1 protein-coding gene is annotated in these 1,105 nt (G+C 62.4%); it reads left to right on the forward strand.

Annotation, left to right across the window (positions count from 1 at the left end; translation table 11 throughout):
• Positions 1 to 29: 29 nt before the first annotated feature.
• Positions 30 to 1,105, forward strand: a 1,076-nt coding sequence (gene istA / locus B5X69_RS20765; protein ID WP_139375929.1) for an IS21 family transposase, incomplete at its 3' end; no start/stop codon positions are given.

Consider the following 1,105-nt stretch of genomic DNA (forward strand, 5'->3'; position numbering starts at 1 on the left):
GAGTGCAGGAGGGACAGGGGATCTACACCGTGGAACTTTATTTGAGGGTTCGCCTGGCTGTTTCCGAAGGGATGACGCAGCGCCAGGCGGCGAAGCATTTCAACATATCTCGCGACAGCGTGGCCAAGATGGTGTCGTATTCGACGCCTCCGGGCTATCAGCGACGATCACCAATTCGGCGGCCGAAGCTGGATGCGTTCGTTTTGACGATCGAGCATTGGCTGGATGAGGACCTCAAGGTGCCGCGCAAGCAGCGGCATACGGCCAAGCGGGTATTCGACCGCCTGCGCGACGAGTGCGGGTTCACGGGCGGCTACACGATCATCAAGGATTATATGCGCGAGCGGGATCAGCGCCGCCAGGAGGTGTTTGTGCCGCTGGCTCATCCGCCGGGCCATGCGCAGGCAGACTTCGGTGAGGCGACTGTGGTGATCGGCGGCGTTGAGCAGAAGGCGCGCTTCTTCGTGCTGGATTTGCCGCATAGCGATGGCTGCTATGTGCGGGCCTATCCGGCGGCGGTGGCCGAAGCTTGGGTGGATGGCCATATCCATGCGTTCGCCTTCTTCGGGGCCGTGCCGCAGTCGATCGTCTATGACAACGACCGCTGCCTTGTGGCGAAGATCCTGCCCGACGGCACGCGCAAGCGGGCGACGCTGTTCAGTGGCTTCCTGTCCCACTACCTGATCCGGGATCGCTACGGCCGTCCCGGCAAAGGCAATGACAAGGGGAATGTCGAAGGCCTCGTGGGTTACGCCCGGCGCAATTTCATGGTGCCGATCCCGCAATTTCCGACATGGGATGCGTTCAACGCCTTTCTGGAAGAGCAATGCCGCAAACGTCAGCGCGACAGGCTACGCGGTGAGAGCGAGACGATCGGCGAGCGCTTGCAGCGGGATCTCGCGGCCATGCGCCCATTGCCGGCGTCACCCTTCGATGCCTGCGACCAGGCCAGCACCAAGGTGACGGCCCAGTCTCTCGTGCGCTACAAGACCAACGACTATTCCGTGCCGGTCGCCTACGGCCATCAGGACGTCTGGGTCCGGGGCTATGTCAATGAGGTGGTAATCGGCTTCCGCGGCGAGATCATTGCCCGCCATCCGCGATG

The organism is Sphingopyxis flava, assembly GCF_900168005.1.
GTDB classification, from domain to species: Bacteria; Pseudomonadota; Alphaproteobacteria; order Sphingomonadales; family Sphingomonadaceae; genus Sphingopyxis; species Sphingopyxis flava.